20 protein-coding genes are annotated in these 22,146 nt (G+C 61.7%); 5 read left to right on the top strand and 15 right to left on the bottom strand.

Translation table 11 applies throughout. The features are described 5' to 3' along the window. From MWU54_RS12245 to MWU54_RS12230, 4 genes are all read right to left on the bottom strand, one after another. Window positions 1-95, bottom strand: a 95-nt coding sequence (locus MWU54_RS12245) for a GTP-binding protein (RefSeq protein WP_234988920.1), incomplete at its 3' end; no start/stop codon positions are given. A gap of 140 nt (window positions 96-235) precedes the next feature. Further along, entirely contained in the window at window positions 236-886 is a 651-nt protein-coding gene (locus MWU54_RS12240; RefSeq protein ID WP_247083975.1) for a hypothetical protein, read from the bottom strand. Window positions 887-988: 102 nt separating this feature from the next. After that, a complete protein-coding gene (locus MWU54_RS12235; RefSeq protein ID WP_247083973.1) occupies window positions 989-2,194 on the bottom strand; it encodes an FAD-binding oxidoreductase in 1,206 nt (401 codons plus the stop codon). 4 nt (window positions 2,195-2,198) lie between these two features. Next, window positions 2,199-3,062, bottom strand: a complete 864-nt coding sequence (locus tag MWU54_RS12230; protein WP_247083971.1) for a D-amino-acid transaminase — start codon at window positions 3,060-3,062, stop codon at window positions 2,199-2,201. A gap of 81 nt (window positions 3,063-3,143) precedes the next feature. Here MWU54_RS12230 and MWU54_RS12225 point away from each other — a divergent pair, with 81 nt between their 5' ends. Beyond that, window positions 3,144-4,241, top strand: a complete 1,098-nt coding sequence (locus MWU54_RS12225; RefSeq protein WP_247083963.1) for a DUF5671 domain-containing protein — start codon at window positions 3,144-3,146, stop codon at window positions 4,239-4,241. Between the two features lie 3 nt (window positions 4,242-4,244). Here the strand turns inward: MWU54_RS12225 and dgcA are convergent, their stop codons facing one another. Continuing rightward, on the bottom strand, window positions 4,245-5,207 hold the full coding sequence (gene dgcA, locus MWU54_RS12220; protein ID WP_247083939.1) for an N-acetyl-D-Glu racemase DgcA: 963 nt from the start codon (window positions 5,205-5,207) through the stop codon (window positions 4,245-4,247). Between the two features lie 63 nt (window positions 5,208-5,270). Then, complete coding sequence (dgcN, locus tag MWU54_RS12215) at window positions 5,271-6,275, bottom strand: N-acetyltransferase DgcN (protein ID WP_247083937.1); 1,005 nt, start codon at window positions 6,273-6,275, stop codon at window positions 5,271-5,273. Between the two features lie 283 nt (window positions 6,276-6,558). Between dgcN and MWU54_RS12210 the strand changes: the two genes are divergently transcribed. Continuing rightward, on the top strand, window positions 6,559-7,521 hold the full coding sequence (locus MWU54_RS12210; protein WP_247083935.1) for an L-malyl-CoA/beta-methylmalyl-CoA lyase: 963 nt from the start codon (window positions 6,559-6,561) through the stop codon (window positions 7,519-7,521). Between the two features lie 155 nt (window positions 7,522-7,676). Here the strand turns inward: MWU54_RS12210 and MWU54_RS12205 are convergent, their stop codons facing one another. Both MWU54_RS12205 and MWU54_RS12200 read right to left on the bottom strand, forming a co-directional pair. After that, window positions 7,677-8,162, bottom strand: a complete 486-nt coding sequence (locus MWU54_RS12205) for a lytic transglycosylase domain-containing protein (protein WP_247083933.1) — start codon at window positions 8,160-8,162, stop codon at window positions 7,677-7,679. Window positions 8,163-8,232: 70 nt separating this feature from the next. Further along, the gene (locus MWU54_RS12200) at window positions 8,233-8,685 is read right to left on the bottom strand and encodes an Lrp/AsnC family transcriptional regulator (RefSeq protein ID WP_247083931.1); all 453 of its coding nucleotides are present in this window, start codon (window positions 8,683-8,685) and stop codon (window positions 8,233-8,235) included. 74 nt (window positions 8,686-8,759) lie between these two features. On the opposite strand from MWU54_RS12200, the gene MWU54_RS12195 reads away from it, so the two are divergent. Continuing rightward, window positions 8,760-9,356, top strand: coding sequence for a LysE family translocator (locus MWU54_RS12195; protein ID WP_247083929.1), 597 nt, complete (start codon window positions 8,760-8,762; stop codon window positions 9,354-9,356). On the opposite strand, the gene MWU54_RS12190 is transcribed toward MWU54_RS12195, so the two are convergent. Beyond that, window positions 9,345-10,190, bottom strand: a complete 846-nt coding sequence (locus tag MWU54_RS12190; protein WP_247083928.1) for an AraC family transcriptional regulator — start codon at window positions 10,188-10,190, stop codon at window positions 9,345-9,347. The genes MWU54_RS12195 and MWU54_RS12190 overlap by 12 nt on opposite strands. A gap of 131 nt (window positions 10,191-10,321) precedes the next feature. Between MWU54_RS12190 and MWU54_RS12185 the strand changes: the two genes are divergently transcribed. Next, window positions 10,322-11,284 (top strand): acetyl-CoA carboxylase carboxyltransferase subunit alpha, encoded by a 963-nt coding sequence (locus MWU54_RS12185; protein ID WP_247083926.1) that lies wholly within the window; start codon window positions 10,322-10,324, stop codon window positions 11,282-11,284. 2 nt (window positions 11,285-11,286) lie between these two features. Then, on the top strand, window positions 11,287-11,730 hold the full coding sequence (dtd, locus tag MWU54_RS12180) for a D-aminoacyl-tRNA deacylase (protein WP_247083924.1): 444 nt from the start codon (window positions 11,287-11,289) through the stop codon (window positions 11,728-11,730). A gap of 353 nt (window positions 11,731-12,083) precedes the next feature. On the opposite strand, the gene MWU54_RS12175 is transcribed toward dtd, so the two are convergent. The 6 genes from MWU54_RS12175 to MWU54_RS12150 form a co-directional block, all read right to left on the bottom strand. Next, a complete protein-coding gene (locus MWU54_RS12175; RefSeq protein WP_247083922.1) occupies window positions 12,084-13,265 on the bottom strand; it encodes an HlyD family efflux transporter periplasmic adaptor subunit in 1,182 nt (393 codons plus the stop codon). Window positions 13,266-13,267: 2 nt separating this feature from the next. Further along, window positions 13,268-15,427: a type I secretion system permease/ATPase gene (locus tag MWU54_RS12170; protein WP_247084060.1), complete on the bottom strand. Its 2,160-nt coding sequence runs from the start codon at window positions 15,425-15,427 to the stop codon at window positions 13,268-13,270. Window positions 15,428-15,483: 56 nt separating this feature from the next. Further along, entirely contained in the window at window positions 15,484-16,815 is a 1,332-nt protein-coding gene (locus MWU54_RS12165) for a TolC family protein (protein WP_247083920.1), read from the bottom strand. 84 nt (window positions 16,816-16,899) lie between these two features. Then, on the bottom strand, window positions 16,900-19,977 hold the full coding sequence (locus tag MWU54_RS12160) for an Ig-like domain-containing protein (RefSeq protein ID WP_247083918.1): 3,078 nt from the start codon (window positions 19,975-19,977) through the stop codon (window positions 16,900-16,902). Between the two features lie 303 nt (window positions 19,978-20,280). Then, window positions 20,281-21,372: a Gfo/Idh/MocA family oxidoreductase gene (locus MWU54_RS12155; protein ID WP_247083916.1), complete on the bottom strand. Its 1,092-nt coding sequence runs from the start codon at window positions 21,370-21,372 to the stop codon at window positions 20,281-20,283. 9 nt (window positions 21,373-21,381) lie between these two features. After that, entirely contained in the window at window positions 21,382-22,107 is a 726-nt protein-coding gene (locus MWU54_RS12150) for a GntR family transcriptional regulator (protein WP_348647647.1), read from the bottom strand. Window positions 22,108-22,146 lie beyond the last annotated feature (39 nt).

Here is a 22,146-nt window from a genome sequence, read left to right as displayed (position 1 = left end):
ATCGCCGCCGTCAGCGTCGTCTTGCCGTGGTCAACGTGACCAATCGTGCCAATGTTGCAGTGCGGTTTGCCGCGCTCAAACTTTTCCTTGCCCATCTTTAAAGACGCCTCGTGAATTGGGGGGTCCACCCGACCCGGTTTTCATCGCGGGCGATCTATGCCGGGGCGCTTGGAAAATCAAGTGAAAAGGCGGCATATTGCGCCGTCCGGGCCGTCAAACCTGTGGAAATCGGGTTTCAGGGCGATGTCGCAGGCTGCGCTGCCGCAGAATTTGTAATCGCAACAACGTCTTCGGGCACCTGAACCCCGGTGCGCTGGTCCGGCGCAGCCTCGGCCGGTTGCGGGGCAACCGGGGCCACAACCCCGACATTGGCTTCGGTGCCACCAAACCAGCCGTCACTTTCCTGCATCTCGCGCATCCACACCTCGATCAGGCGCGCCGCTTCGTCCGCAAGCCCCTTGAGCTGCTGATCCCGGTTCTTGGAAATCCGTGATTCGAACACCTTGATGACCTGGATCTGCTTTGGCTCTTCATTCAGCTTGGCCTGCACCGAGTCGTCCCAGACCGTGACATTCATCGCCACGGCAGATTTCCCTGGAATGATGGGGGGCGGCAGCGAAAAGGCTTCAACGCTGATGCCCAGATGGTAGAATTTGTCCCCGTCAAACCGGCCAAAGCGCGTTTTCAAAGAGTCGGTCATGGCCTCGATCCACTCGTCCTGTGTCGCGTCGCGCGACACCAAGAGCTTTTGCAGATTTGGCGCAACCACCCCGACATGACCAAGCGTGAAATCTCCCAGCGGGTCCGTCGGTCCTTCCAGATCGCGTGTGGAATTGCAGGCGACCAGAGACAGGACAAGTGGCAAGGCAACTAGGAAACGGCGCATCGCGGCCCTCGGGTTTTATGCGGTTTTCCGTGTCTAGCGCAGCCACCCGCCCGGCGCAACGCACGGGCGTGTGTCCGTGCTGTTCCACGCGCGCTGCACGCTTCAGATCACCGCCAGTTCGACCCGGGCCGTGTCATTCTGCAACCGATCGAAATGAAACGCCGACAAATCAAGGCTCCGGTACGCGCCAAAGCTCAGCCATTCGGCAATCCCGCGTCCCATCGCCGGGGCCTGCTGCAAGCCGTGGCCGGAAAAGCCGTTCAGGAACAGCAGGTTTCCGATTTCGGGATGCGGGCCGATAATGGCATTATAGTCGACCGTGTTCATCTCGTAATGTCCGGCCCAGCTATGGGTCAGCTTCACCGCTTCGAACTGCGGAATGCGCGTCGCCAAAAGCGGCCAGGCTTCGTTTTCCCACAACGCGTGATCCATGGCGAAATCGTCAAAATCCACCGCGTCATCCGCACCGAAATGCCCCCCCGCCTGATAGGTGCCGCCACCGTTTTCCCGCACGTGCAACCCCGAAGGATCAATCGTCAGCGGAAGATCGCGGTCCAGCGGTGTCTCGGCGGTGAAGATCCACGAATACCGCTTGCGCGGCTCCACCGGCAACGCAACACCCGCCATCGCCGCCGTGCGCGCCGCACGCGGGCCCGAGGCATTTACCACATGCCCGCAGGCGATCACTTCGCCTGTTGCCAGCGTGACCGACGCCACGCGATTGTCCACGACCGAGATGTCCATCACCTCGTTTTCCAGATAGGACACACCGCGATCACGGGCCTGCCGCCGCATCCATTCGAACACGGCCATGCTGTCGTAATAGCCCTCGTCCACGGTGTTGATCGATCCAAGCACGATGTCGTCCAGCGCGTAGAACGGGTACGCCTCGGCAATCTCCTCCCGCGACATCAGCCGCGTCGCCGCGCCCGCCGCGACCTGCACAGCATGTCGCTCGCGCAGATCCTCGGCAAACGCCTCGGTATCGGCCAGGTACATGTAGCCAAAGCTGCGGATGGTTAATTCCGGCACCCGCGCATCGCCCCCCATATAGCTCCGCATGTTCTTGACGAAATCCGCCCCGAACTGGCTGATCCGCACGTTCAGGTCGGTCGAGAACTGCTGGCGGATACAGCTTGTCGAATGCGCTGTCGCGGTTTGGGCAAAACTCATGTCCCGGTCCACGACAAGAACCGATCCGTCAAAGCTGTCGCTATCGCTCAGAAACCACGCAGCCGCCGACCCCATGATTGCGCCTCCGACAATCACGACGTCATAGCGATCCTTCTCCGGCGACTGGAACGGCATGGCCCTAGATCGCGGCCTTCAGGCTTTCTTCAAGGTAGATCTCGCGCAGCCGCAACGCGCGCGCGCCCGGCGTGCCATCGCCCAGCGCCACACCGTCAATCTCGACCACCGGCATCACAAAGGCCGAGGCCGAGGTGACAAACGCCTCATCCGCCTCTTTCGCCTCGTCGATGGTAAAGTTGCGCTCCTCCACCTGCATCTGCGCTTCCTTGGCAAAACGCAGCACGGCGGCACGGGTGATCCCGTGCAGAATGTCATTCGACAGCGCCCGCGTGATGATCGTGTTGCCCTTGATGATATAGGCGTTGTTGCTGGTGCCTTCGGTCACCGCGCCGTCCTGCACCATCCAGGCATCATCCGCACCCGCCTTCTTGGCCATCATCTTGCCCATCGACGGGTACAGCAATTGCACCGTCTTGATGTCGCGCCGTCCCCAGCGCTGATCCTCGATCGAGATCACCTTGATCCCGGTCTTGGCCGCAGGGCTTTGCGCCAGCCCGGGCTTGTTCTGGGTAAAGAGCACCACACCTGGCTCCGTCGTCTCACGATCCGGAAACGCGAAATCCCGGTCGCCATCAGACCCGCGCGTGATCTGCAGATAGACCAGCCCGTCCTCGATTTCGTTGACCTTCACCAGCTCGCGGTGAATGTCCAGCAAGTCGTCATAGACCGCAGGCTTCTTGATATCGAGCTCGTTCAAAGACCGCTCCAGCCGCTTCGCGTGCCCCGCAAAATCGATCAGCTTACCGCCCAGAACCGAGGTCACTTCATAAACCCCGTCCGCCATCAGAAAGGCGCGGTCGAAGATCGAGATCTTCGCCTCATGCTCGGGAACATACTCGCCGTTCACGTATACGGTGCGGGTCATGGGCGGGCCTCTCAGATCAGGGGAAATACCGTTGCTTTTCGTCTGTCGTTCTAAAGCCAGTCAGCGCAGAGGATCAAGCGAATGTCGCCCCGCACCCCGCGCAATTCCGCGCGCCGCCGGGCGCGTGTCTGCTTTCACTTGGACAACCGCCCGCGCCCGCGTCAGGATGGGGATATGTCGATTGATCCAGACCTGTCCCATTTTGTCCGCAACGCCCTGCAACGCGGCCTGTCCCAGGACGACACACGAGCGGCCCTGCTCAAGGCCGGGTGGGCCGACACCGAAGTAAACGCGGCGCTGGATGGCTGGCTTGCGGATGACATCGCAGGCCCGATCCCGCGCCCGGTCCGGTCCAATTCGGCGCGCGACGCGTTTTTCTACGCGCTCTTGTTCATAGTCTTCGGTGTGGTTGTCGGCAATGCGCTGGTGCTGTGGTTCGGCCAGATCAACATCCGCTTTCCCGACAGCACCGAACGGATTTACAGCGGCCAGGTCGCCGGGTTGCGCTGGTCCATCGCGGCGTTGGTGGTGTTCTTGCCGGTGTTCTGGTGGCTGGACCGCTCTGACCGTCGCGCCACCGGCGGCGATCCCGCCCGCAGGTTCACCGGCGTGCGCCGCTGGCTCTCGGCACTGGCGTTGCTCTGCGCCGTCATCGCGCTGCTGACCGATGCCTTGTTTCTGATCTATCGCTGGCTCGACGGGCAGATGACGCTGCGCTTTGCCCTGAAATCCGCCACCGTCGCGCTTATGGCGCTGATTGTTCTGGCCTATTTCAAGGACAATCGCAGCCGGTTTGCGGCACTGCCCTCGATCCCGGCAGGCTGGATCCTGACCGCCCTCGCCATCATCGCTGTTGGTCTCACCCTGATGACGATCGGCGGCCCCGCCCAAGGCCGCCTGGAACAGCGCGACCGCGCCCGCCTCAGCGATCTGTCCACACTGAGCAGCAACCTGAGCCAATGCGCCGCCCTCACCGCGCCCTTGCCAAGTGAATTTGACCCGATGGACTGCGCCAACGCGCCCCTGCGCCTGACTGGCTTCGCGGCAGACATCGTCTATGCGCGTGTGACCGACACCCGGTTCAGCCTGTGCATCGACGTCGAAGACCCGGCCACGATCTACACATCCGCCATGCGCATTGACGGCAATACGGTGTGTCAGGAACGCAATATCAACTAGGGCCTACCCCCAAAGCGCGGGCTTCGACGGGTGGACCCCGGCCTCATCAAACACCAGCGGCACGTCCCGATCCTCGGCCAACAGCAACGGTCCATCCAGATCCGTCACCGCAGCCCCCTGCGCCAACAGAACCGCCGGGGCCATGGCCAGCGACGATCCCACCATACAGCCGACCATGAGGTCATACCCCGCCGCACGCGCCGCATCTCGCAGCGCCAACGCTTCGGTCAACCCGCCGGTTTTATCCAGCTTGATATTCACCATGTCATATTTGCCCGCCAACCCGGGCAAAGACGCCCGGTCATGGCAGCTTTCATCGGCACATAATGGCACAGGGCGGTCAATGCCCACCAGCGCGTCATCCTCACCCGCAGGCAAGGGCTGCTCAACCAAGGCCACACCCAGCCGCAGCAGATGCGGCGCAAGATCGGCATAGACCTCCGCCGACCAACCTTCATTGGCATCCACAATGATCTTTGACGCCGGAGCCCCGGCGCGCACCGCTTCGAGTCGCGGCATGTCATCCGGCGTGCCCAGCTTGATCTTGAGCAATGGCCGATGCGCATTCTGCGCCGCCTGCGCCTGCATGCCTTCCGGTGTGTCCAGCGACAAGGTGTAGGCGGTGATCTCGGGCTTGGGCTGCGTCAAACCTGCCAGCTCCCACACCCGTTTGCCCGCCGCCTTGGCCTCCAGATCCCACAAGGCACAATCCACCGCATTGCGGGCGGCCCCGGGCGGCAAGGCCTCCTGAAGGGCGGTTCGGTCAATGCCTTCCGGCAATCCAAGGATTTCCGCCTCAACACTCTCCAGCGTTTCACCGTACCGCGCATAGGGCACACATTCGCCCCACCCCGTTACGCCGTCCCGCGTCACCCGAACCGTCAGAACCTTGGCTTCGGTGCGCGACCCGCGTGAGATGGTGAACACCTGCGCCAGCTTGAACACATCCCGCTTGACCTCTATCATGCGCAGCCCTTCCCCGGATCTTCTTTTTCCAAATATGCCAACACCCGCCCCGCCAAACGCGGATCAGTCGAGCGCCAGCAGCGCGTCCACCAATTTGCCCGCACCAAACCGGAACGGATCGGTGGCCGGCAAGCCCAGACGTGTCTCCATATCCGCCAACAATGCCAGCGCTTCATCTTCCGGCAATGCTTTCGTGTTCACAGACACACCCGCCACCTGGCAATTCGGGTTCGCCACCCGCGCCAACGGCAACGCCGTGTCGCGCAACTGTTCCAGCGAAGGCAGGCTGTAATCGGGCAAACCGCGCATATGGGTGCGGGTCGGTTCGTGGCACAGGATCAGCGCATCCGGCTGCCCGCCATGGATCAACGCCATGGTGACCCCGGAATAGGACACATGGAACAGGCTGCCCTGCCCCTCGATATGATCCCAGTGATCGTCATCATTGTCCGGCGTCAGGTATTCAACCGCACCGGCCATGAAATCGGCAATCACCGCATCCAAGGGCACGCCTTTGCCGGTGACCAGGATCCCGGTCTGACCCGTCGCCCGGAAGTCCGATTTCAAGCCGCGCTTGACCATTTCGGCATCCATCGACATCGCGGTATACATCTTGCCGCAGGAACAATCGGTACCAATCGCCAGCACCCGCTTGCCGCTGCGCTTCTTCCCGTTTGCGATGGGATAGGCAACGCTTGGGATACGCACATCAAACAGTGTGCGCCCATTGACCCGCGCCGCGGCCTGCAATTCGTCTTCATTGCGCAGCAGGTTGTGCAGCCCCGCCGCCACGTCGTAGCCAAGCTGCAGCGCTTCCACCAGGACCTTCTTCCACTCGTCGGAAATCACGCCACCCCGGTTCGCCACGCCAATCACCAGCGTCTTTGCGCCCGCAGCAAGCCCCTCTTCCAGCGTCATGTCCGCCACACCCATATCGGCGCCACAGCCGGGCATCCGGTACTGGCCAACAGCGTTTTCCGGCCGCCAGTCCTTGATCCCTTGCGCCACTTTCGCAGCCAGTTGGTCCGGGGCGTCTCCGAGGAAAAGCAGGTAAGGGGTCTGAATCATGGCGCGTGCTCCGTCTGCAGGTTTCCCGCGACACTAGCAGCGCCATTTCAAGAATTTCTCCCGTTTCTCTGCACATTTCGGACCGGCTGCGTGAAATCTTCGAATGAACTCAAAATTTCCCGAAGATTCTTCGCAGAAACTACAGCTACGCGCAGAATACCTCCCCGACCCTCGCACATGCTGCACTGCCGATGCTGCAACTGCAAAATGCGCTTGCGCAAAGCGGCGCAATTTCATAACTCAATTGTAACGAAAAACGAAATATCCTTACCAAGAGGCGCTCATGTCCTTCCGCATTCAACCCACTGCCCCTGCCCGCCCGAACCGCTGCCAGCTCTTTGGCCCCGGATCGAACACCAAGCTTTTTGCAAAGATGGCGGCCTCGGCAGCGGACGTGATCAATCTCGATCTCGAAGACAGCGTGGCCCCAACCGACAAGGACATCGCCCGCGCCAACGTCATCGAGGCGATCAACACCATTGATTGGGGCACCAAGACCCTATCGGTCCGAATCAACGGCCTCGACACGCCGTATTGGTACCGGGATGTTGTGGATCTGCTGGAACAGGCCGGACCGCGCCTCGACCAGATCATGATCCCAAAGGTGGGCTGCGCGGGCGACATCTACGCCGTCGACGCATTGGTGACCGCCATTGAAACGGCCAAGGGGCGCGAAAAGCCCATCGCCTTCGAAGTGATCATCGAATCCGCCGCAGGCATCGCCCATGTCGAAGACATCGCAGCCGCGTCCCCCCGCCTTGAGGCCATGAGCCTCGGCGCGGCCGACTTCGCCGCCTCCATGGGCATGCAAACCACCGGCATCGGCGGCACGCAGGAGAACTACTACATGCTCCACGACGGCCAGAAACACTGGTCCGATCCCTGGCACTGGGCGCAAGCCGCAATTGTTGCCGCCTGCCGCACACATGGCATTTTGCCAGTCGATGGTCCGTTCGGCGACTTCTCGGACGATGACGGCTTCCGCGCGCAGGCGCTCCGATCCGCGACACTCGGGATGGTAGGCAAATGGGCAATCCACCCCAAGCAAATCGCACTGGCCAACGAGGTGTTCACCCCGTCGGATGACGCCGTGACCGAAGCGCGCGAAATCCTTGCCGCAATGGAAACGGCAAAAGCAAATGGCGAAGGGGCAACTGTCTATAAGGGGCGTTTGGTTGATATCGCGTCCATCAAACAGGCCGAAGTGATCGTCCGCCAGGCAGAGATGATTGCCGCAAACGAATAAACTGCGCCGCCCACCTTGGACGCTGCGGATTGCGCAACAGCGCCGCAGCGTCCTTAAAGCGCCACCCTGCACCGACCGCGTCCCCAAAATTTACTGGAGGGGTCCGAAATTCTTCGTACGAAGAATTTCAGAAAGCGTTTAATAAATTCTTGAAATCAATCCGGCCAGGCTTTGCGCCCATGCACCCCGGTTTCATCCAACAGGCCACGGCGCTTCGCTTCGAAATAATAGCCGCGCGCGTACCACTTCACCGCCGTCGCCTCATCGCCATCCGACACCAACCACGCGCCGCGCAGATACCGTACAGCGTATTTCAGGTTCGTCTCTGCGTCCAAAAGGGCGGACGGCCGCCCCCGAAACCCCATGGACCGGGCCGTGGCGGGCAAGATCTGCATCAATCCATAGTACGGGCCATTGCGCGCCGCGGGCCGATGGGTGCTTTCCCGAACGATAACCCGCTGAACCAGCGACACCGGCACGTCATTGCGCTCTGCTGCGGCAACAATCAACCGGCGCAATTCAGGCGTCTCGTTGGGATAGGGTGGCTCCTCTGTACCCGGCCGCACCAAACGGGTCCGACCGCATCCCGCAAGAGCCAGACACCCGGACATCACAAACGCGCGGCGACAGAGTTTCATCATCCCGAAGACATGCCGCAGGCCCGCAGCACACACAATGCGCCCCGAACCCCATCGGCGAGTCTCCGCACGTTCAGGCGCGCGTATCCTTCGGTGAGCCCATAACGACATAAGACGTAATCGCGTTCACCTGCGGCAACACCCCAAGCACTTCGGTGTGAAAATGCTTGTATGCAGCCAGATCCGCCGCCTCGACCCGCAACAAATACTCAACCGATCCGGTGATGTTGTGACACTCCCGCACCTCCGGACTGCGCGAGATTGCCCGCTCGAACGCTTCCTGCGCGGCCTTGGTGTGCTGGCTCAGACCGACAGTGACATAGGCCACAAACCCGATACCGGTTTTCTCCGGGCTCAGCACAGCCCGGTACCCGGTGATGACACCCGACCGTTCCAATGCACTCACGCGCCGCAGGCAGGCCGAGGGCGACAACCCAACCCGCTCGGCCAGCGCGAGGTTGCTGATCCGCCCGTCCTGCGCCAAGACGTGCAATATCTGGCGGTCAATTTGATCAAGATCACTCATATGTTGCAAAGGCTACGGCATCTCCGACATATTTCGCAATCCCAATGCGCAGCACTTGGCACATGATGCCACTTATGACTCCAGACCTCCTCTTCGCACTCGCGGGCTTTGCCCTTGTCACCGTGATCACGCCGGGCCCCAACAACCTCATGTTGATGACCTCCGGCGCGAATTTCGGCTTCCGCCGGTCGATCCCGCATATGCTGGGGGTTGGCCTTGGCTTTCCGATGATGATCGTCCCGGTGGGCCTTGGCGTGATGCAGGTATTTGACGCCTGGCCACCCTCCTACACGATCCTCAAGGTGCTGTCGGTCTTCTACATGCTGTGGCTTGCCTGGAAAATCGCCCGCGCCGCGCCGCCGGACGGCACGCCGGACACCGGCAGCTCACCGCTGACATTCCTTCAGGCCGCCGCCTTCCAATGGGTGAACCCCAAGGCCTGGTCGATGGCGCTGGGGGCCATCACGCTTTACGCAACCGGGCGCGATCTCGCGGCGATCCTTTGGGTGGCGGGAAGCTATGTCGCGATGGGCTGCATCTCCACCACAAGCTGGACGCTGCTCGGTCAACAGGTCCGCCGCCTGCTGAACCGCCCCAACCGCTTGCGCCTGTTCAACTGGAGCATGGCAACGCTTCTGGTCGCCTCCCTGATCCCGGTTCTATGGACCTGACGCCAAGGGCACGCAGATCTCAGTCAGCAAATCCTCCGGCGCGGTGTCGGTCGGATCATTGAGATACACCTCGAAGGACGGCCCGTCGGCCGGCATCCGCCCTGACGCCGGCAACGCCTTGCCGTAAAGCGCATCCCACGCAGCAGGCAGCCCGGCATAGGGCCCCTTGTAGCGCGACACCGCATGCGCCCCGCCCGCCAAACGCAGCTCTTCAAGCCCGTCCGGCAGCGCCACACCCTCGTCGACCCGCACCCCGGCATGGCTACGCAGGTCAGCTTCGGGCATGGAAGACGGATCGCAATGGTACACCGCCACCATCCCCCGCGCCTGTGGCCACAAACCCCGCGCCGAAAAAACGGCCGCCACGTGTTGAAACGCCTGTCCGATCTCCGAATACGCCCCCCGGTGCGGCAGGCCAAACAGCCGGGTCTCTGTCATCTCGCGGATCTCGAAATCTGCCATGGTCACATGTCCTTTCCTCAAAAGTTCAAAATCTCCGGGCACGCCACTCTCGCGGAACACCGCAGGCGTGACACCGAATTGGGTGCGAAAGGACCGCGCAAAGCTTTGCGCGTTTTGATGCCCGGACCGCGCCGCAATCAGCGCGATGGGCCAATCGGTCTGGATCAGCCAATGCGCGGCCCGATGAGCGCGGATGCGCCGCACCGCCTGGGCGCAGGTTTCGCCGGTCATCGCAACAAACACCCGGTGCCAGTGAAACCGCGACATCGCCGCGACATCCGCCAGCGCATCCAATGACAGATCGCCCGCAGGGTTGTCATAGATATGGTGCAACACACGGCGCAGCCGGGCTTCGTAATTGATCAATGCCATCATCCGTCCTTTCGTGCGACCACCCTGCCCCGGACCCGAGAGACAAATCTTGCGAAACTGCCGGGACCACCAGATTGCAAAATCCAGCCACCCCGGCCATATATCACCGACGAACAACAGGCAGGTGCCCGATGACCAACTACCTCGACTTTGAAAAACCGCTGGCCGAGATCGAAGGCAAAGCCGAAGAACTGCGCGCCATGGCCCGCACCAATGACGAGATGGACATCGAGGACGAAGCCCGGGCGCTCGACGACAAGGCCCACGCGCTGCTCAAGGATCTCTACAAGAAACTGACCCCCTGGCGGAAATGCCAGATCGCCCGCCACCCGGATCGCCCGCATTGCAAAGACTACATCGATGCGCTGTTCACCGAATACACGCCGCTGGCCGGGGACCGGAATTTTGCCGATGACGACGCGGTCATGGGCGGGCTTGCCCGCTTCGACGACACCCCCGTCGTGGTGATCGGGCACGAAAAAGGCCACGACACCGAAAGCCGCCTGAAACGCAATTTCGGCATGGCGCGTCCCGAAGGCTACCGCAAGGCCGTGCGCCTGATGGAGATGGCCGACAAGTTCGGCCTGCCGGTGATCACCCTTGTCGACACGCCCGGCGCCTATCCCGGCAAAGGTGCCGAAGAACGCGGACAGTCCGAGGCGATTGCCCGCTCCACCGAAAAATGCCTGCAGATCGGCGTACCCCTGATCTCTGTCGTGATCGGCGAAGGCGGCTCGGGCGGCGCGGTGGCCTTTGCCACGGCGAACCGTCTGGCGATGCTGGAACATTCGGTCTACTCGGTGATCTCGCCCGAAGGCTGCGCGTCGATCCTGTGGAAAGACGCCGAAAAGATGCGCGAAGCCGCCGAGGCCCTGCGCCTGACCGCACAAGAGCTGCAAACCCTCGGCGTGGCCGATCAGGTGATCCCCGAACCGCTGGGCGGCGCGCACCGCGCACGGCAGGACACCATCCGGTCGGTCGGTCATGCCATCCGGGCGATGCTGAAAGACCTCTCCGGCACCAAACCGAAAAAGCTGATCGCCCAACGCCGACAGAAATTCCTCGACATCGGCTCCAAGGGCCTGGCGGCGTAACCATGCGGGCCCTGATCCAACGCGTGACACAGGCCTCGGTAACCGTGGACGGCACAACTATCGGCGAGATCGGCCCCGGCCTTCTGATCCTGATCTGTGCCATGCAGGGCGACACCGAGGCACAGGCCGACAAACTCGCCGCCAAGATCGCCAAGCTGCGCATTTTCAAAGACGACGACGGCCGCATGAACAGGTCTGTCAAGGACATCGACGGCCGCGCTTTGGTGGTGAGCCAGTTCACACTTGCCGCCGACACATCCCGCGGCAACCGCCCCGGCTTTTCAACCGCCGCCGCACCCGAGGACGGCAACCGGCTGTATGAATACTTCGCCACCCAAATGGCGGCGCAAGGCATTCCCGTCGCCAAAGGCCAGTTCGGCGCGGATATGAAAGTGGCGCTGCTCAATGACGGGCCGGTCACCATCTGGATGGACACCGACAGCTGACCTTTGACCGGCCCCACTGTGTCCACGTCATTTGTGCATATTGGGAAAAAGAAGATGCAAAGGGCCTCGCCCGATCTTCATATCTGCTTAACCAAACTGCCCGAGACTTGAAGATGCGGTACAGGCAGGCATGCCGATGACCGTAAAAGGAGACGCCCCACCCACCGGTTGACCAAGAGCCACGCTCGACAAGGTGCCACGGGTGGGGTGGACCTGTTTGGTCTTTCTTCTTTTTCCAAATATGCCCCGCCACACGTCCCACACCGCAGGTCATCAGGCACGGGCGTCGCCTCACCAAAGGCGCGCGCCGTCAGGCGCTGATCCTGTCTGGACGGGCCTCGCCCGGCCAGTCCTTATGGTTCGCGGAACGCCTCGCGGGACTTGTAAAGCGGCTTGAGCAGGTATTGCAGCACGGTCTTTTCGCCGGTGTGCAACTCGACCGTGGCTTGCATGCCGGGGCGGATTTCAAGGTGGCGCTGACGGTCTGTCAGCGATGTCTTGTCCACGCGCACCGTGGCTTTGTAATGCGCCGGTGCCTCGGGGCGGCGCGGGTCCTTGAACGTGTCTGCCGACACCACATCCACCCGTCCCTTCAGCGATCCGAAGATCGTGAAATCATAGGCCGACAGCTTGATCGTCGCCTCCTGGCCCGGACGGATATTGGCAATGTTTTCCGGCGCGATCTTTGCCTCGACAAACAACTCTTCGCCCAGCGGAATGATCTGCAGGATCTCTTCACCGGGGCGCACAACGCCGCCAATCGTTGTCACACCGAGCTTGTTGACCACGCCGTGCATCGGGCTGACCAGCACCGTACGGTCAAGCTGATCCTGCGAGGACCGCAGGTTCTGCCGCAAGGTCGCAAGCTCTTTCAGCGTCTCGGAATATTCCTGCGCGCGGGCAAGTTCGGTCTGGGTGATGATCTCGTCCATCTTGATCTGCGCATCGGCCAGCGCCTTGCGGGTGCGGGTCACTTCGATCAGCGCCACGACCTTTTTGGCCAACAGGTCTTCCATCAACTCGTTTTCGCGCGCGGCCTGTTCCAGAACGCGGCGTGCGCCGTCATGGCGGGCGTTGAAATCAAGCTGACGCGCCGCCAGAAGCGCCTGTTCAGAGGCCGCCATTTCCGGGCTGCGCTGCCGCAGGTCCGGCGGCACATCGAATTGCACCAATCCGGCCATCTCGGCTTCGATCCGCAGACGGCGAATATCGAGCGCGGTGATCTGGTCTTCCAGATCGTCCACCGATGACCGGAACTGCGTGCCATACAGCCGCGCCAGCACATCGCCCCGCATCACCTCGTCGCCTTCCTTGACCAGCAATTCGGCCAGGATACCCCCTTCGAGGTTTTGAATGATCTGTGGTCGGGATGTCGAGATAAACTCGCCATCCGCGCGCACGATCTCGTCGATCCACGCATAGGCGGCCCAGATGATAAACAGCCACACCGCTGCCCCGGACAACCAGATCACCATGGACGGCCCGCGCAGGCGTCGGCCCAACTGTGCCGACAGGTCTGTTGTGCTCACCGCCATGGTTATGCCCCCTGCCCGGCGCGCAGATGATTGAGCACCTGATCCCGCGGCCCGTCCACGACAAGACGCCCGTTGGCCAGAACGCTTGTGCGGTCGGCAATGGCCAGGATCGGAACCCGGTGCGTCGCCACGATTGCCGTGCGGTCGGCCAGCCAGCTTTCCAGCCGCGAGATCAGCGTCTTCTCCAGCGTCTGGTCCAGTGCCGCCGTGGGTTCGTCCAGCAAACACACATCCGGGTCCTGCAGCCACAGCCGCGCCCAGCCGATCGACTGGCGCTGACCGACAGACAGGCCTTCGCCCCCGTCGCGGATCGCCAGATCAAGCCCCTGCGGATGGCTTTTCACGAACTGCCCCAACCCGGCAAAATCCAGCGCTTCGAACAGCCGGTCGTCATCGCGCTCCATCATGTTGAGGTTCAGGTTGTCCCGCAGCGTGCCATGAAACAGCCGCACGTCCTGACCCAGATAGCCCAGCGACCGGCGCAGGTCGCGCATGTCGATCTGGTTCATCTCGGTCCCGTCGATCAGGATCGACCCGGAGGTCGGCGCATAAAGCCCGGACAACAGTTTGAGCAAGGTCGACTTGCCGGACCCGTTGGTCCCGAGGATCGCCAAGGTCTGACCCGGCTGGATCACAAGGCTCGGGATCTCAAGCACCGCTGGGCTGTCTTCATCGTACCGGAACGCCACTTCGCGCAGCTCGAACCGGCCTTCCAGCTTTTCGCGGCGCAGATACTTGCGGTTCTCGGCGCGGTCCTGCGGAAGCTGGGCCACACCGTCCAGCGCATCCAGCGCGGCTTTTACGTTGCCCCAGCGCGCCATGATGCCCGACAATTGCGTCAACGGCGCAAGGGTCCGGGACGTCAGGATGCCCACCGCGATGATCGACCCCACGGTAAATTCGCCCGCGAACACCAGATACGTCCCTGCAATCACTGCGCCTACATAGGTCGCCTGCTGAACCCCCTGGCTCCAGAATGTCAGCGCTGCGGCCAGTCGGCGCTGCTCTGAGGATTTAAGCGACTGAACCGAGGTCAGTTCTTCCCAGGACCGCGCAAACCGGTCTTCGGCGCGCTGGGTCTTGATCGTGTCCAGTTCGGTCACCGCCTCGTTCAAAAGACGTGACTGTTTGGTCGACGCACCCTGCATTTCCTGCGTGATGCGGATCATCTTCTTTTGCAGGAAGAACCCCGGCAAGACCATCAACACGGCCCCGATCACCAGCACCCAGACTACGCTGCCTGCGATGGACCACACCATCAGCAGGAAAAGCAGGATAAACGGAATGTCGGCCAAGGCCCCGACGGTGCCCGCCGTGAAGAATTCACGCACGGATGAAAACTCGCGCATCGACGCAAACAACTGGGACGGAGACCGCCCCGCCGCGTCAGAGCGCATTCCCAAAAGCCGGTTCAGCAAGGTTTGCTGCACCCCGGTTTCGATCTGTCGCCCCGCGCCATCCAGCAAGGTGGACCGCGCCACCTTGAGGAACGCCTCAAGCATCAGCGCCATGCCCGCCCCGATGGCCAGCACCCAAAGCGTGGCCGAGGATTGATGCGGGATCACCCGGTCATAAACCTGAAGCGAAAAGAGCGCGACGGACACGGCCAACAGGTTGGCCACGAAAGACCCAACCGCGACTTCGCCGAACTGGCGCGTGTAATTCGTGAAACTGCCCCAAAACCAATGGGATTTGCGATCCATGGCGGCATGGGTGTCGGCCAACGCCTCAACCGGCGCTTCGCCCCGGATCAGCACGCCGCTATAGAATGGCGCAAATTCGGCAACATCCACGCGTTCGGTCTTGTCCGGGGCGGACTCGTCCCAGATCGACAGCGTCATGCGGTCCTGCGACAGCACCAGCACCGCCTGCCCGTTGGTCATCAAGGCAATCGCGGGCCAGTGTTTGGGCTCGGGGCGTTGCACATGCACGCCCTGCGCCAGCATCCCGGCGGCCTTGGCCCCGGCCAAAAGCGAGTCCTCTCCGACAGCCCCATCGGGATCCAGATGCAGGTTGATCGCATCCTGGATATCGGCGGCGATGGTCGTCAGACCCAGCCGCCCGGCATAAGTGCGGATCAATTCCGTCCGGGCCACAACACGGTCGGAATAGCGCGGCGCGCGCTTGGGTTCGTTCGCCGGCTTTGCACCCTGAGGTACGATCCGCAGAACCGCGTCTTTGGCTTTCCCTGACAACAGGGTGATATTGCTGACGCTGCTCAAATCTTTGCTCCATCTGCAAGGACGCCAAGGCGCTTGGCCGCGTCCAGCTCTGCGCGGGCAGCCTGATAGGTCAGGTCCAGTTCGCGTTCGAGCGCGCGCAGGAAGGTTTCGTAAACACCAACCACATCCATCACCTGCCGCGTGCCCGCTTCATACTGGCGCTGGAACAGATCAAGGTTGGACTTGGCCTGTTTGCGCAGGCCAACGGCCTCGTTCGCCTGCCGCTTCAGCGCCTCAAGTGCGCGCCGATCAGCCTCAACCGCCCGGTTCGAGATATCGCGCGCTTCGGTGACCTTGCGGTCGGCTGTGACCTTCGTGGCCTCGATCGCCTTGAGCGATGCCCCCGTGCCCAGCCCCAGCATCTGATCCGCGGCGGCATTCAGGGTGATACCCCGCCCGCCATCGCGCACCGACCCGCCTGCCGAAAGCCCCGGCAAATGCTGCGCGCGGGCGATCTTTGCCTCGGCGATCTGCTGGTCGCGTTCCACCATCGCCCGAAGCACCGCAAGCGACGTGTCCGACGGCGTGGACGTCATACCGCGCAGACCACGCAGGTCACCCAGCGCCGTGCTCGACATCGCGTTCAGTTCGGAAATCGCGCGGCTCGTCTTTTCCTGCGCCGCCGTATGGCGCGCCCGCAAATCCGCCAGCTTCTGCCGCAGGATATTCAGGTCCGAGAAATCTGACACGCCACCTTTGACGCGTTCATCCATAACCCATTCGAAATGGCGCATGTCCTTGAGCGCCTGACCGTAAAGCTGCGACGCGGATCGACCCTCTTCGGCCTGAAGATACAGAACCAACCCGTCATAGACGCGGGTATTGCTGCTTTCCGACAAGGCAACGGCGGCCAGTTCGACATCGGCCTTCGCCAGATCACGCTCGGCTTTCTTGCGGCCGTTATCAAACAGCACCTGCTGGATCACCAGATCCGCCACGAAATCCCCAAGCGAGGTCAGTGAAATGCGGGGCGACAGCGTTGGAAACCAGTTCTTTGAGGCCGCCTCGGCCCGAAGCTGCGCCACATGAAGCTCTGCCTCTGCCACGCGGGCATCTGCGGCCAGCACACCAGCGGCCACCTTGGCATAGGGGGACCCGTCCACCAGAACGCTGTTGCGCGCGGCCAGGTCTGAAATGATGGGGGACACCTCGTCCGGTGACACCTCTTTTTGGGCGGCGGCCTTGGTCTCGGCCGATGTGGGCGCATCTTTACCTGGTTGCGCCTGAAGGAACCGCGACACGGTTCCGTCCCCCAAATCCTGCATACATCCCGAAAGAGCCGTTACCGCAAGCACCGCACCTGCAATGGCCCCTTTATTGTGCCTCATGTCGTGTGAGCCCCCGCTTGAAGCTGTTTTTTATTGTCGGGGCTCGGGCCACCAATACACGTGGCCCGAACTGGTCTTACCTCGTTAAATCGTCGTTACGTTTGTGATTTCGTCATCGATCAGAACGGTTGCATCGCCCAGATCATAGACGTTGTAGTTGTCGCCATCCTCAACACGGCTGCCTGTGCGCGTTGCACCCGTGATGCGCACCGCGTCGTCCGAGTTGCCGGAAATCCGAACTTCGTTCGTCTCGCCTGCCAGCGCGACGATCTGCGCTTCGGTGATCGTCAGAGTGGCTTCCTCGGTGAAGTTAAGATCAATGGCCTTGATCTCGTGACCGCCGATATTGCCCGCCAATGTCACGTTGGACTGGCTGGTGTTCGGGTTGTCGACCACGATATACGTCCCGGTCATGTTACCCGCGCTGTCTGTTGCGGTGACCACAAGGTCGGACCCGTCCGGCACAACCTGATTGAACGTGTACTGCGTTTCACCCGAGTTCGGATTTTCAAATTCGCTGAAGCCCACGGATTGCGGCTGGCCGAAACCACCCGATCCGCTGACCTTATCAATCGCAATATCGTGGTCCGAGCTTTCAAGGAAGATACCGCGCACCGACTGCGTGCCCTCGCGGGTGATCGCCGTCATGTCCGGTGCATCCGGGGCCACGTTGTCCACCACCATCGTTTCGGTGATCGACTTGGTGTTGCCCGCCGCGTCTGTCGCCGAAATGGCAATCGACACGTTTTCGCCATTCACAACCGGGATCACGCTTGATGGAACCGCCACCGACCATGCGCCGCTTGCGCTGACCTGTGCCGTCATCGCCTGCCCGCCGATGGTGACGGTGACGCTGGAGCCCTGCTCAACCTGACCGGTCAACGTAAAGCCTTGCGCGCTTTCGGCCTCGCCAACAACACCGTCGCTGCCGCCGGGTGTGCTGGTGCTGGTCAGCGGCACAACCTCGGTGTCGACCTGGAAAGTCTTGGAGGTGGTCGCCGTGTTGCCCGCACGATCTTCGGTGCTGATCTGGGCCGTGGTGGTGTAGGTGCCGTCCGGGATCTCAAGACCCGAGTAGCTGACGGTCCAGTTGCCCGCCGCATCCACATTCGCAATCCGCGTGATGCCTTCGACAACCACGGTCACCGATCCACCCGGTTCGGTTGTGCCCGTGAGGGTCACACCGCCGTTTTGCTCGGCATCGTTGACGATGTTGTCGGCTGTCACCGGGTTCGCGCTGACGGCGAAGTTGCGCACAAACGTGTCGACCATGACCGTATCGGTCCGGGTCAGTTCATTGCCCGCCGCATCCACGGTGTAGGCCGTGATCTGCGCTTCGTATTCGCCGGGACGGATTTCGCCCGCCATGTAGTTCGCGCGCCAGACGCCAAAGCCATCGGTCTGAACCGTCTTGGACACACCGTCCAACGTGACATCCACAATCGCATTGGGGGTCGATGTCCCGGTGATGATCACGCCGTCGGACGCTTCCGCCTCGTTGACGACGTCATCCATTTCGATGGGTTCGGGGCTGATCGTCAGCAGGCCTGCATCGGTGTCAAAGATCACCGTGCGCGTTTCAACAGCCGTGTTGCCCGCGATATCGGTCGAACTTGCGCTCAGGATTGCGGATTGCTCACCGGATGGCAGTTCACCGGACAGGTAAGTCACGGTCCAGTTGCCCGACGCGTCAACGCTGGCCTCACGAGACACGCCACCCAGCGTCACAGTCACGCTTGCGCCAATCTCGGTTGTGCCGGTGACGGTCATGCCCTGCGACGCTTCTTCGGCGTTCACAACGCCATCTGCGCCACCCGCCTGGCTGGTGATGTCAAAGTTGCGCACCAGCGTATCAAGGCGCACATCGCCCGATGTGGTGCTGATGTTGCCCACTTCGTCCGTCGCGGCCGCATTGATGGTAAGGTCTTGTTCACCCAGCGGAATTTCCGTCGCGCTGAAGGTCACCGTCCAGTTGCCATTCGCATCGACTGTTGCCTGACGGGTAAAGCCGTTCATCTCGACAACCACGGACGATCCAATGTCGGTTGTGCCTGTGATTTCAACGCCATCGGTGCGCTCGTCGGCATTGATGATGCCGTCGGTCTCGATGATGGTTGTGTTGACTGTCACACCGGACACGGTGTCAATCTCAACACCGTCGGTGATGGTGGTGGAGTTGCCAAAACTGTCTGTCGCGACAACCGAAATATCGGAAATGTATTCGCCCCGCTCGAAGGTCGAGCTAGACAGCGTCACGCTCCAGTTGCCCTGCGCATCCACGTCGCAGACATGGCTGACGCCACCCGCGATCAGAACAACCGAGGCCCCGATTTCCGTGGTGCCGGTGATGGTCACGCCCGCGTCAAATTCGCTTTCCGTGACAATGTCGCCGGATGCGGTTGTGCCGCTGGTGATGACAACAGGCGGCGGCGTTGTATCGATAACAATCGTCGGCCCGGTGAGCGTGACATCAACCTCGCCGGTGATGACCACGTCAGCCACGTATTCCCCGTCCGCCGGGAAGTTCGGGCCTTCAAAGACGACGTCCCAGTTTCCGTCCGACCCTGTGGTCGTTGTCTGTGTCTTGTCGCCAATCGTGACGACAACCATGTCGCCCTCGTTCGCGGTCCCGCTAACCAGAACGCTGCGGTCCTCTTCTGTCAGGCCGTCACCGCCGATGACGTATTCCGCGTCGTCCACCGTGGGGGTCTTGGGACCACCGCCGTCGCCGCCGGAACCAACAAGGCTCCCGCCGCCACCGCCGCCGTCACCATCGCCGCCGAGAACCGCCGCACCGGTTGCCACCGCAGCGCCGGCACCCAGAAGCGGCAACAAGCTACCCCCCGCCAGCAGCCCGGCACCCAGCATAGATACGCCGCCGTCGCCATCCGCGACAACCATGTCCGCTGCCAGCACTTCGGCGCGGTCAAAGAAAATCAGCGCGTCGTCCGGGCTCCATTTGCCCCAGGCCGACACATCCCCGTATTGCGCGTAAAGAACCCCGCCATCCCCCTGGGCAAAGGTCACTTCGCTCAGCACGCCATCGGTGCTCAGGAACAAGCGACTGGCGCCCCCGGATTCGAAATAGTCTTCCAGCACGATCACCCGGCCATCGGCCAGCGTCAGCTGCAGATCGTTCCCGGCGCGATCATAGCCGCGCATATCGGTTCGATGAAGGTTCAAAGAGATTTCGCGGCCGCCAGAAGCGTCAACCAGGAAGCCCTGATCAGTCGTACCAACTACACCACGCTCGATCGCACCCACAGGGGTACGGACAACGAAATTAATCGCATTCATAACAACACCGCTCTACCTCAACGCCGCCCAATTTTGGGTTCGGCTTATTTTTGCTCTGACACTTGCGTAGCTCAAAAACCATGCATCGCAAAGCACGATTTTTGGGAATGATTCGAATTTTTCCCCGCGCTAGCAGAGTGTTGCGTGAAAATTACGGTCGAATTGTGTTCAAAACGTGGCAACGACACTCTGAGTTCGCGCAGAATTTTGCGCCGCCATCCCCATGCGAACCGCCCAGGCGCCATCCCCGAGTGTGACCTCCGGAACGCCGCCTTTCCGCACCAAATCAAGGAACTTGACGTGCTGGTAAAAGGTCGACCCGTTATGATCACCGGCATCCAGAAGGGTGGGGTCAACGGGGATCTCGACCGCTTGCGGTCCCTTGGGGTGGCGCGGGCTGACAATCACCTGCGCAACCGGCGGCACTCCAAGATGCGTGGGCCAGAACCGACCCGGCCCCGGCACAAATGCCTCAATCTTACCGTGCGGACCGACGGCGCTGATCTCCTCTTGATAGCGCGCGCCTTCGGCGTACATACACAGTTCCAGCATCGCTCGCGCGCCATTGGCAAAGTCGATCATGACATATCCGCTGTCCCAAATGTCCGGCACCTCGCCACCATAGGTTTCGTCCAGATGGTTGACCTCCTGCCCCGCGCTGGCCGAAATCCGCACCGGATCAGAGCGCAGGATCAGGCGCATCAGGTCAAAAAAATGACAACATTTCTCAACCAGCGTGCCCCCGGTGTTGCGGTTGAACCGGTTCCAGTCGCCAACCTTGGGCAGGAACGGAAAGCGGTGTTCGCGGATGGTGAGCATCTTCACCCCACCGGTCGCGCGCTGCACCTCGTCAATCAGCGTCTGGATCGGCGGCATGTAGCGGTATTCCATCGCAACCCAGATCGGTGACGCATAACTGCCCGCGATCGCCTCGACCCGCGCGATATCCACCGGATGGGTATAGAGCGGTTTTTCCATCAGCAGCGGCAGTGGATTGGTGTCCGCGATCTGCTCTAACGCATCGACATGGCAATGGTTTGGACTTGCGACCAGAAGGCAGTCCAGATCATCGCGGGTCAGCAGCTCGTCCAGCGACGCACAAAGCTGCGCATTCGGCGCAATCGCCTTGGCCGCGTTCGCCATGATCTCGTCCGGCTCATAGATCGCCGCCACCCGCGCGCCCTCCAGCAACGCGATATTGCGCAGGTGCTCCTGCCCCATCATGCCGCATCCGATGATGCCGTAATTGATGATGTCCATGGTCGTCCTTCAGGTGATGCGCGCGACATAGGTCGCGACGTCTGTGTTGATCCAGTTCCAAGACGCCTCGGCCGAACTGCCATCGGGGCCATAGCTGATACGCGTGGCGCGCATACACGGCTGCGCCGGGTCGCGGCCAAATGCAGGGGGTGCCCAGTCGGGAACAGTGGACAGGTCCAGCCGGTCCTCGGCCTTGGTGATCCAAAGCCCCAGCGACTCGCGGTAATAGAGGTACAGCGATTCCCGCAGCGCATCGGCATCAATGGCTTCGGTGTACGACCCATCAAGCCAGATCTCTTCCAGCACCGCAGGCACGCCATTGAGCCGCCGCAAGCGCCGGATGCGATGCCCCTCAGCACTGCGCCCGAATTGCGGCAGGCCATCCGGCTTGGGCAGGCGATCCACCGACAACAGCTCTGCCGTAGGCAACCCGCCGCCGTCCAACAGCTCCACCCGGAAAAACGCATAGACCGATTGCGTATCCTCTTGTGCGCACACATAGTTGCCAGACCCCTGCACCCGCTCCAGCAGGCCCAGCGCGGTCAGTTCATCCAGCGATTTGCGCAACGTGCCGACAGAAATCCCCAGGCGCGCCGCCATGTCCCGCTCGGGCGGCAGGCGCTCTCCATCAACCAATCGCCCGGCCTGAATATCGCGGATCAGAAGCTCGCTGATCTGAACGAATTTCGGCAGGGCGTGGGTGTCGGGCATTTCGGGCACCAAAAATTGATACACTATTGATCTACATCAATGCGGGTGTTACGCAAGAGGAAA

Source organism: Marivita sp. S6314 (genome assembly GCF_023015985.1).
Classification (GTDB): Bacteria; Pseudomonadota; Alphaproteobacteria; order Rhodobacterales; family Rhodobacteraceae; genus Marivita.
The sequence above is the reverse complement of the archived record's forward strand: the minus strand, read 5'-3'. Positions and strand labels throughout refer to the sequence as shown.

Coding starts and splice junctions, on each gene's coding strand:
- MWU54_RS12240 (WP_247083975.1), bottom strand. CDS start 886: ATGCGCCGTTTCCTAGTTGCCTTGCCACTTGTCCTGTCTCTGGTCGCC.
- MWU54_RS12235 (WP_247083973.1), bottom strand. CDS start 2,194: ATGCCGTTCCAGTCGCCGGAGAAGGATCGCTATGACGTCGTGATTGTC.
- MWU54_RS12230 (WP_247083971.1), bottom strand. CDS start 3,062: ATGACCCGCACCGTATACGTGAACGGCGAGTATGTTCCCGAGCATGAG.
- MWU54_RS12225 (WP_247083963.1), top strand. CDS start 3,144: ATGTCGCCCCGCACCCCGCGCAATTCCGCGCGCCGCCGGGCGCGTGTC.
- dgcA (WP_247083939.1), bottom strand. CDS start 5,207: ATGATAGAGGTCAAGCGGGATGTGTTCAAGCTGGCGCAGGTGTTCACC.
- dgcN (WP_247083937.1), bottom strand. CDS start 6,275: ATGATTCAGACCCCTTACCTGCTTTTCCTCGGAGACGCCCCGGACCAA.
- MWU54_RS12210 (WP_247083935.1), top strand. CDS start 6,559: ATGTCCTTCCGCATTCAACCCACTGCCCCTGCCCGCCCGAACCGCTGC.
- MWU54_RS12205 (WP_247083933.1), bottom strand. CDS start 8,162: ATGATGAAACTCTGTCGCCGCGCGTTTGTGATGTCCGGGTGTCTGGCT.
- MWU54_RS12200 (WP_247083931.1), bottom strand. CDS start 8,685: ATGAGTGATCTTGATCAAATTGACCGCCAGATATTGCACGTCTTGGCG.
- MWU54_RS12195 (WP_247083929.1), top strand. CDS start 8,760: ATGACTCCAGACCTCCTCTTCGCACTCGCGGGCTTTGCCCTTGTCACC.
- MWU54_RS12190 (WP_247083928.1), bottom strand. CDS start 10,190: ATGGCATTGATCAATTACGAAGCCCGGCTGCGCCGTGTGTTGCACCAT.
- MWU54_RS12185 (WP_247083926.1), top strand. CDS start 10,322: ATGACCAACTACCTCGACTTTGAAAAACCGCTGGCCGAGATCGAAGGC.
- dtd (WP_247083924.1), top strand. CDS start 11,287: ATGCGGGCCCTGATCCAACGCGTGACACAGGCCTCGGTAACCGTGGAC.
- MWU54_RS12175 (WP_247083922.1), bottom strand. CDS start 13,265: ATGGCGGTGAGCACAACAGACCTGTCGGCACAGTTGGGCCGACGCCTG.
- MWU54_RS12165 (WP_247083920.1), bottom strand. CDS start 16,815: ATGAGGCACAATAAAGGGGCCATTGCAGGTGCGGTGCTTGCGGTAACG.
- MWU54_RS12160 (WP_247083918.1), bottom strand. CDS start 19,977: ATGCGCGGCTATGATCGCGCCGGGAACGATCTGCAGCTGACGCTGGCC.
- MWU54_RS12155 (WP_247083916.1), bottom strand. CDS start 21,372: ATGGACATCATCAATTACGGCATCATCGGATGCGGCATGATGGGGCAG.